Source organism: Marinobacter shunpengi (assembly GCF_045449715.1).
Lineage (GTDB): Bacteria > Pseudomonadota > Gammaproteobacteria > Pseudomonadales > Oleiphilaceae > Marinobacter.
Genome location: NZ_JBJJLA010000017.1, coordinates 385,439 through 394,218, shown reverse-complemented (window position 1 = coordinate 394,218; position 8,780 = coordinate 385,439). Strand labels below are relative to the sequence as shown.

Genomic DNA, 8,780 nt, shown 5'->3' with positions numbered 1-8,780 from the left:
CACTGGAAGACCTGACGCCATGGGAATACCTGGCGAAACACCAACGGGCGGAAAACTCTAATCAGCGGTGCAACTGAAACAGGGATGTTTACACAATACCATCAGGGACGCACCGACAGCCCCAAGTAATGCAAACAACGTCGTTAACGAGGCGTCAGTCATCAATCCACCAGATCATAGAGCCAGCCAATTATGTCCTTGAAGGCGTAATCGGCGCCAACCGCTGCCGCGCCGCCCGCAACGATACCAACAGCCAGCCCCACTGGGGTGACCGCAATCACCGCACCGATCAAAACGCCAGCGCCAATCCCCGCCAAGAACGACCCACCTTCCACCACCGCTTTACGCTCCCAGTTTTCGCCATTCTTCCAGCTCTGGTAGACCCCATTCGCCCTCAGATAACCATCAACCATAATGAACCCTGGGCCCGCGACCCGGCCAATCTTGGCAAGTTTGGTGAGTTTCTGCACATCGGCAATGTCACGAACAGGTATGGACTCCCATACGGTCCGGCCAGTCGCATTTGTGGTCTGACGCATCCTGAAAGTGTTGTTGTTCAGATAATTCTTGGATCGGCTGAACAGCACCTGATTCATCTCCTTGAAGGCGGCTTCCGCTCGCATTTTGCAACGGGGCATCCTGTTCAGCCTCACCGATTACCTGGAGTTGGTAGACTTCACCGGGCGGATCATCCGTCCCAACAAGCGGGGCCATATACCGGAGAACCAGCCACCGATCCTGACAAGGCTGGGGCTGACTACCGAAGAGTGGCTTACCGAAGCGACCGAGTTTGAAGATCGGTATCAGGCCAATCGCCGCGATCATCTGGATCGACGACGATCGGCGGCCTAACCTCAGCACTACTCCCCCACACGAACCTCTCAGTGGCCTCCCCTGCCAGGCCCTGACTCGCTCTGAAAACCGGCTGTAGACCGATTTTGGACTATTTTGCCTGTTGTGAGGCATTTGGCCGCCCCTAGACGGATTAGCCAGCGCTCTCAGGCAGCCTCCAGCGGTGAAAGAAGCTGTTCTTCTCTAGCAGTGCCTGTCCTTACTGGGAGAAAATCCGTGCCATCGGACCACAATCGACTGTATACCGACTGAAACCTTGTATAGTTGGCCCGACCAGTTAGCTGAATCATACCTCTGCCGCGATAACGCCAGCCATCACCAGAAGCCACATCCCCATAGACTGACCTAAGCCTGTCCTGTGACCTTCCAGGCTCCGGGCAAAACGAATGCACTAACGTTATCCATGGACCAAAAACCGGGACAGACAATAAAGCCGTCCCGGTTCTTCTTTGCAGTATGTCGCTTGGTTACAACTGGCCTAACAGTGTTTCGGCGCTACTCTGGTCCACGCCCTTGGCGTCGACCCCAAGCCATTCGACAACGCCGTCATTCGCAATGAGTGCAAAGCGCTGGCTACGGATGCCCATGCCCATGGCTGTGGCGTCGAGTTCCAGACCGAGCTGCCGGATGAAATCCCCATTGCCGTCGCTCAGCATGAGAATATGCTCGGCATTCTGGTCTTTTTGCCAGGCATTCATGACAAAGACGTCGTTCGTTGCCAGGCAAGCAATCTGATCGACGCCTTTCTCAAAAATTCTATCTGCATTGACCACAAAACCGGGCATGTGAGTCTGGGAGCAGCCCGGCGTGAAGGCTCCCGGTACTGCAAACAGGGCAACGCGCCGACCGCTGAAGAGCTCCTCAGTAGACAGTGTCTGAGGGCCTTTCTCACCCATTGTTCTGAGTTCCACGCTGGGGAGTTTGTCGCCTACCTTGATCGTCATGTCGTTGTGCTCCGGTGATTGGTGTGTTGCGGCACTTCGCCGCCCTTGGAGTCCTGCAGGGTTAGACCTTACACGGTTTTCTGGTCTTATACCTCAGCGGCCCCATTTTCAGAATGCATAATCGGTTTTCAAAAAGATAAATCCGGAGAATGACGCTGTCGCCACCGGGCACCGGATCACCACCTTCAGGAAAGAATCACTCCTCGCATCAACCTGGCAGAAGCCACCGAATTTGAGGATCGGTATCAGGCCAATCGCCGTGATCATCTGGATCGGTGACGATCCGCGGCCTGACCTAAACCCGACTTCCCTACCCGAACCTCTCAGTGGCCTCCCTGCCAGGGCCAGGCTCGTACTAAAAACCGCCTAAACGAGCGATCTGGGTCTGTTTTGCCTATTGTTGAGAGTTCGGACTGTCCCTGACGTATTCTCCAGCTCTCCCAGGCGGCCTAGATCGCTAACTGAATCCGTTCTTCTCTGGCAGTGCCTGTCATTGATTTCCGACTTTTTATTTACCTATCCTTCATTGGCTTCTCTTTTTAGAACAGAGGGCGCTTGCCCGTTCTCTCTGGCTCCATCACTTCCCTCCTGTAAGGGTCAATCTTCCGCTCCATAGCCTGCACTTTCTGTTCAAAGGTCTTCATATCCATATTTCGCCAATAGTTGGGTTTTCTTTTTACCATTCTGTCATATTCTTTAGTTTTCGGATCCTGGTCACGGAACTCCTCCAGGAAGGGAGCATCTGGTAAAGGCTGAGTAACATCCATATAGTTCTGTATGAAATCCCAAAATGCCTCACACTGTTTGTATTCCGTTTGAATCCCAAATATCGCGCCCAGATCGACTCGGTCTCCGGTTTCTCGATGTCGAAAATAGAAACCATGCCATACGGCGAACTCGCCTCCACCCACTCCACAGGACGCTTCATAGTGAATGAACGGGTTCTCGACTACCCTCGGTTCTCGCCAAAAAAAAAGACTGGGATACTTCCAAGTCTTAACCATGCCAGTCTCACGGTTAATCTCCCACTCAGGTCCCCGACCTTTCTTAGAGAACCAATCAGGGAAAACTTTAAGAATCAGTGTGGACCAGTGCCACATTAGCAATGGCAGAACCACAAAACCAAAATATAGCGGCCAAACCTCCAGCGATATATCATAGAAATCAGACCAACTATCAGACATATACCAAGTAAGCAATACGTTAACCACCAAAAACAGTGGAGTTGCGAACTGAAAAATTACCCCACCAAACGTCTCAAGATACGCCGCACTTATCACTCGAAAATGGTATGGAGAGTATCGAATACGTCGGTGGTCGAAGCAGCTTTCATGAATTATTCCCAAGTCAAGATCGGTACCGCTATTTGGATCTCGCAGATCCTCTGGCGTCTTAAACAATAAGAAGTGTGAAGGAATGACATTTCGGGTTTTCCCCCATAGAAGCTTAGTAGTACCGTAGCCTCTCTGATACCAAGGGTCTTTGTATTTACTTTCTCTGTTGGCTTTTTCTTGATCCCTATAAGACCTATACGCACTATCGGGATATTCCATAAATTCTTTCACATCAACTCCTTATGATGACCTTACGAAACTGAATCAGGTCTCCTATGATCGACCAAGACCAATCGCTTCCCTGAAGATACCGTTACTTCGCTCCATTATGTCAACAAACTGATCGCCGACAGGTAGCATTCATAGTCGAGAACTTCAATAGATACTGCTTGACGGTCGTGGCCGCGCTGTACGATATGATGAGGAAGTCCGGGCACGATCACCCTGGCGTGACGGGGCATTTTGGCTTCTCCTTGCCTTGTAGAGTCAAGGCACAGGATCCGTCCTGTGCCTGGTGCTTCGTATTCTAGCCTACAGAGTAAGACTTGACTGCTAGAGGAGCCAAATCGTCAAGGTGCCGCGCTTGAAAAATAGATCTGTCCCGGTTTTCCAGTTTCCCCTGCCCCTCAAACCATTGCTGAATTTTGAGGGGGCGGCACGGAACGAGCCCCAACGGGGCCTCTTGTTCAGCCTAAACGATTACCTGGAATTGGTGGATTACACGGGGCGGATGATTCACCCCAGCAAACGGTGTCATATTCCGGACTCTCAACCACCCATCCTGAAACGCCTTGGACTGAGCCCTGAAGAATGGCTGGCAGAAGCCACCGAATTTGAGGATCGGTATCAGGCCAATCGCCGCGATCATCTGGATCGACGACGATCGGCGGCCTAACCTCAGCACTACTCCCCCACACGAACCTCTCAGTGGCCTCCCCCGCCAGGCCCTGACTCGCTCTAAAAACCGGCTAGTAGACCGATTTTGGACTATTTCGCCTGTTGTGAGGCATTTGGCCGCCCCTAGACGGATTAGCCAGCGCTCTCAGGCAGCCTGCAGCGGTGAAAGAAGCTGTTCTTCTCTAGCAGTGCCTGTCCTTCAGTTCAGTGATGATGCCGCATTGAAAGTGGCGTTCCTGGCGATCCAGCAAGCCTCGAAAAAGTGGACCATGCCGATCCGAGATTGGAGCCTGCACTGAATCGATCGAATTCGGTGACCGCCTGGACGGCCACCTGTAATGGGGTGGGCAGTTACACAGATTTATTTACAGGCTCTTTTAGTCTGGATACCACGAATTCTCAACGTACGTACCCGATCTTATTCTGTTGCCTTCTGTATCCCATTTGGCTGCGGGACCGTTCCTTACTCCTTCCGCCATGGTGGTTTCAGCAATTTTCTGTCCAGTTTCCGGGTCCCATTCAGTCACCACGCCGTGAGACAAACCGTTTTTCATCGGTGCTTCAACCAGCAAGACGCCATCGGGGCTCCAAGATCGTACTACCCCATCAAGTTTCCCGTTGACCATATCAGCTGAATAGGTCAAGTTTCCTGTTTGTGGATCCCACTGTTTTTGTTTACCGTGTCCTTTGCCAGCATTGTTGTTGAACTCTCCGATGAGGTTGCTGTTCAATCCGAAGAATTTAGAAGTGCCGTCAGCCAAGCCGTTTGAAAAAGGGTACTCTGCTTGTATATCCTCACCGTTGAGGGAGTAGATTCTAAATTCCCCCTCCGGCCTACCACCCTCATAGCTGCCTTCCCAGCGTTTGGTTTCTGAGCGGGGAAGAAAACACTCCACACTACCCGAAAGAAGACCTTCCTCGACCCCAGCGCCACACACTAAGTTGTCCATATTCAGTGCTTCCTGACTATCTATGGGGCCCATCAATGTGTAATGGGTGGTGAATAGGCTTCGTATATCATCCGTCGATCGGATGAATTCGTCCGGTATATTTGTTACCTGCCCAGAAAATGGAGTATTGCTAGCCTTCTCATATATCAAGCCATTACTTACTTCGACGTTACGCCAATCAAGAATATCTTCGCCACATCCGCTCAGCATCGAAGTCGAAATCAGCAAACACGCGGCTTTGAACTTCATTCTATACTCCTTAATCTAGTATTATTACATTGCTCAATTTTAAGTAAACCTGCAGGTTATTTCCTGATATTCTCATGCATCAGGCCTGCTATACTTCGCCTGCAGGCATCTGTAATGCTTAAACCCCCAGCGCTATCTGCTTTGAGTGTCGGAGAATGGGGCCTTTCCCCAAATTCGCTTCAATATGGCCCTTTACTACTGCCATCACGGCATGGTGCATCCGATAGTCGATGCTCTGCCCCAAGGTTTCAATCACCTGCTCCTTTGCCATCTAGGAGACATCGAAGTCAATGCCTCTTATAGGTGCCTGTCCTTGATTGTTCTGTTGTGTCGGATGACGCGTTCGTTACTGTGAAGCATGAGGGCTACCTCTTGTGTTTCTATTCTAGGTTTAGGCACCTTCATCACCATCGGAAACCCTCTTTTATCCAAAAAGCCATATCATATCTGGCCTTAACTACTCCGCTTAAATTACCTCATGCTTTATTGAACTCACGCACTAAGATTTCCACTGCTTCGTAAACTCACCAAAATCTAGTTCAGTCCATTCATTCTTCCACAGCCTTAAATAAGGTATATCAGATGACGATGGGGGCATGCTAGTCACGTCTATTTTTACAAGTGAGGGTAGTATTGTAGCATCCCCCATCAGCAACGCCTCACCAGTTTTAAGTGAGGAAAGGTTAGCGGTCAAATTTCCAAAAGTATCAGGTAGAATCCTCCTAACATAATTCTGATCATCTGGATTAGTTAAGCGCATCGCGACAAAGTTGCTACATTGAGAAAAAATCGTTTCAGATATTTCTGACGGCCTCTGACTTGCTAACAAAAGTGTAACACCATATTTACGCCCCTCTTTTGCAACTCGTTCTATAGAATTTTTCGATGCACTAAACCTCGCGAGGTCACTTCTCGGTACATACTTATGCGCTTCTTCAAGAACGAGCAGAATCGGTATATCATGCTCACCTTCACTCACACTTGCCGCATATCGCTTATAATTGTATCCAAAGTCAAATAGAACCCTAGAGATCAAAGAAACGGTAATGCTCAGAACCTCAAAAGGAATTCCACTCAAATCAAATATCGTTACGTTTGCCTCTTTATTTTTTCTATAACCCAAAAACTGCCTAATTGCATCCTCAAACGAAATCAACTTAGCTTTCTCGCCAAACAAAAAGCTCAACCTATCTTGCCTGTACTTAGAAACAAAACGAGAGATAAATTTATCTAAAGTGCCATCTGCATAATCACCTTTTGTTACGTTGGAGCTTTTTGTCGGGCGAAACTCGAAAACTTTTTCGAAATATTTATTTAACTTATCTTCGTTGGTTAAATAAACTCCGGAATCAACAGTGGTGGAGCTATTCTCCGAATCACCCTCTTCACCAACGATCATGTAGCGGTCTGCCGCTTTGGCATTTTTCGTTTCATTCTTAAGATTAATAAGACAGTTTAGTACCTCATCAATATCAAACTTTATTGGACTGTCATAAAATATCTTGTTAATTTCAGGATTATGCTTTTTTTTGTTTTGCGTAATGACAGTTCGCAAGACCGAAGACTGGTTGTAGTTATTATTGTCTCCTGAATCCAGAAAAAGCTCTTCAAGCTCTTCACTATTCAATAGCCAATATGGCAAAACAATATCCTCAACACTTAGTTTGTTTGAAGAAGGAAACGCAGATGGATACTCTGCATGAATATCAAATATCATAATGTGCGAATTATTAAGACCAGAATATTCACCCTTTTTTTCTGATATAGCACTTTGGAGAATTGTCGCTATAGTATGCGACTTACCTGATCCTGTGGAACCTACAATTCCAATATGCTTATTGAAAAACTTATCTCCATCAACAGGGACTCTTACACTTTCATTATGTGATAGCTGAGAAAAATTGAGCTTTTCCTTTGAGTCAAGTCCATATGTATAGATTTTTTCTATTTCATTAGCTTTAGCTGGCTCCACTTTCTTGGGGGGGATAGCAATAGAATCCCCACCACGTGAAAAGACGTCGTCTTTAATTACGCCCAACGGACTAGCCTCAATAATATACTTCCTGTCACCGCTATCCTTAACTTCAATCGAAAAACTCTCTATTACAGCTATTAGAACAACATCGTCACTATCGGCAATCCTGAGATAGGAGCCTACTTTTAGATGCTCCTCCGCCAACCGAAACGAATCCAGATCATCTACAGATACTTTTACCCTATCAGGATACACAGATATTACTTCGGCGTTAATGTCGTCTGTCATTTGTTTAAATCCCTTACGTAGCTCAAATCTTCAATTTTAATTCTTACATGCTTATTGTTGACATCTGAATAATAAGGATTATCTATGTAGAATTGATAAATTTCAACTGCAACCGGCGACTGGTCAACTAAAATTTTTAAGTCAGCCACTGAATCAATAAACCTAAACCTTATCTTGTTATCTGCACTTGGATCAGTATAAAAATGCTCACTAGATAGCCTAGAACCCCTAAATGGGTAAGGATCCAAAAAGGCCATCCCTTCAAAGTATATAGAGTTTTTAATCTCATACCTCTCTTGATCACTCAGTCCATTTATATAAATCGCTGGACAAAAGCAAGGGCTTTGGCGCTTTGAAATTTTAGACCATTTTTTTGCGATCAGACGAACTGTCTCATTAATTAATGAAAGATCCTGACTGTTCTGACAATCAATAAGAAAAAACCTATTGAAAGGCTCCATATTCAGTCGGCTCGACAAAAACTCTCTCTTTATCGACTGAAGATACTTTTCACGACCCTTCCGCTTAATAAACCATGCATCAAAAATTTCGTCTTTTGCTGAGATACGGTCCAAAAAATCCGACTTTGAGATCTTCCTTTTATCACGATCCTGCTCCATCGACAGAGACTTTATTACCTTTAATGCTGAGTTGTAGTGATATAACTCGGCCTCGGAGTGAGACACATTGAGACATACCTTTATATTTTCTATGATCAAGCTATATTGCTCACTCATCGACGGAGCATTGATATCTAGCTCTAGAAGTCCTAAGAACTCCTCTAAATCATCATCTGTAAGAGCTAATTCTTCGTATACTCTATAGGTTACTTGTTGGACTTCATCTTTCTCATTCTTTTCTGTCTTCTTGTATGTCAAGAATTTTTCTTTAAGAAAATCGCAAGATAGCTCTGGCAGCTTCTCATGGCCTGAAGCGTAGTGGCCGTATAGATGATAATTGATGCCAGCGCTTCGATTTTTTGCGAAGTGACGAAGCATCATTACGACAGCCTCTTTGATAACCGAATGATTGTACTTTGTCTTTGCGTAGTATTTGCACTGTATAGCACTTGTATTGTCGGGATTCACTATATCAATGTCTTCAATACCTTCAACACACACAGAATTTTGATTGTCGGTTTGCTTCAAAATTTCAAGAATGGTTTTATCGAATTGATAAAAATACCCGGTTATCGTGTCGATAGCTTCTCTTGACGGCATTGACACCTCTACACAAAGTAGGCCTTTTTTATTGCTAAAGTTTATATTGGCGTTATCTAGTGGAAACTTTT

7 protein-coding genes and 2 pseudogenes are annotated in these 8,780 nt (G+C 46.5%); 2 read left to right on the top strand and 7 right to left on the bottom strand.

The window, feature by feature from the left end:
- Window positions 1–161: 161 nt before the first annotated feature.
- Window positions 162–623 (bottom strand): hypothetical protein, encoded by a 462-nt coding sequence (locus ACJO3T_RS12400; protein ID WP_406978641.1) that lies wholly within the window; start codon window positions 621–623, stop codon window positions 162–164.
- A 1-nt stretch (window position 624) separates the two neighbouring features.
- Here ACJO3T_RS12400 and ACJO3T_RS12395 point away from each other — a divergent pair, with 1 nt between their 5' ends.
- Window positions 625–852: a hypothetical protein gene (locus ACJO3T_RS12395; RefSeq protein ID WP_406978640.1), complete on the top strand. Its 228-nt coding sequence runs from the start codon at window positions 625–627 to the stop codon at window positions 850–852.
- Between the two features lie 260 nt (window positions 853–1,112).
- Here the strand turns inward: ACJO3T_RS12395 and ACJO3T_RS12390 are convergent.
- The 3 genes and pseudogenes from ACJO3T_RS12390 to ACJO3T_RS12380 form a co-directional block, all read right to left on the bottom strand.
- Window positions 1,113–1,199 (bottom strand): annotated as a pseudogene (locus ACJO3T_RS12390) (glycoside hydrolase family 19 protein); the annotation flags it as partial.
- Between the two features lie 120 nt (window positions 1,200–1,319).
- Window positions 1,320–1,796 carry a peroxiredoxin gene (locus ACJO3T_RS12385; RefSeq protein ID WP_406978639.1) on the bottom strand — a complete coding sequence of 159 codons (477 nt, stop codon included), beginning with the start codon at window positions 1,794–1,796 and terminating at the stop codon, window positions 1,320–1,322.
- A gap of 539 nt (window positions 1,797–2,335) precedes the next feature.
- Window positions 2,336–3,361 carry a hypothetical protein gene (locus ACJO3T_RS12380; RefSeq protein WP_406978638.1) on the bottom strand — a complete coding sequence of 342 codons (1,026 nt, stop codon included), beginning with the start codon at window positions 3,359–3,361 and terminating at the stop codon, window positions 2,336–2,338.
- Between the two features lie 872 nt (window positions 3,362–4,233).
- On the opposite strand from ACJO3T_RS12380, the pseudogene ACJO3T_RS12375 reads away from it, so the two are divergent.
- Window positions 4,234–4,366: pseudogene (locus ACJO3T_RS12375) on the top strand (IS256 family transposase); the annotation flags it as partial.
- Window positions 4,367–4,404: 38 nt separating this feature from the next.
- Here ACJO3T_RS12375 and ACJO3T_RS12370 read toward each other — a convergent pair.
- The 3 genes from ACJO3T_RS12370 to ACJO3T_RS12360 all read right to left on the bottom strand — a co-directional run bounded on the left by ACJO3T_RS12370 (window position 4,405) and on the right by ACJO3T_RS12360 (window position 8,709).
- Window positions 4,405–5,226, bottom strand: a complete 822-nt coding sequence (locus ACJO3T_RS12370) for a toxin-antitoxin system YwqK family antitoxin (protein WP_406978637.1) — start codon at window positions 5,224–5,226, stop codon at window positions 4,405–4,407.
- 499 nt (window positions 5,227–5,725) lie between these two features.
- The gene (herA, locus tag ACJO3T_RS12365; protein WP_406978636.1) at window positions 5,726–7,489 is read right to left on the bottom strand and encodes an anti-phage-associated helicase HerA; all 1,764 of its coding nucleotides are present in this window, start codon (window positions 7,487–7,489) and stop codon (window positions 5,726–5,728) included.
- Window positions 7,486–8,709, bottom strand: coding sequence for a DUF4297 family anti-phage-associated protein (locus tag ACJO3T_RS12360; RefSeq protein ID WP_406978635.1), 1,224 nt, complete (start codon window positions 8,707–8,709; stop codon window positions 7,486–7,488). The genes herA and ACJO3T_RS12360 overlap by 4 nt, the downstream gene beginning before the upstream one ends.
- Window positions 8,710–8,780 lie beyond the last annotated feature (71 nt).

Excerpts from the sequence above, each read along its gene's own strand:
- ACJO3T_RS12400 (WP_406978641.1), bottom strand. The coding sequence starts at position 623 with ATGCGAGCGGAAGCCGCCTTCAAGGAGATGAATCAGGTGCTGTTCAGC.
- ACJO3T_RS12385 (WP_406978639.1), bottom strand. The coding sequence starts at position 1,796 with ATGACGATCAAGGTAGGCGACAAACTCCCCAGCGTGGAACTCAGAACA.
- ACJO3T_RS12370 (WP_406978637.1), bottom strand. The coding sequence starts at position 5,226 with ATGAAGTTCAAAGCCGCGTGTTTGCTGATTTCGACTTCGATGCTGAGC.
- herA (WP_406978636.1), bottom strand. The coding sequence starts at position 7,489 with ATGACAGACGACATTAACGCCGAAGTAATATCTGTGTATCCTGATAGG.
- ACJO3T_RS12360 (WP_406978635.1), bottom strand. The coding sequence starts at position 8,709 with ATGCCGTCAAGAGAAGCTATCGACACGATAACCGGGTATTTTTATCAA.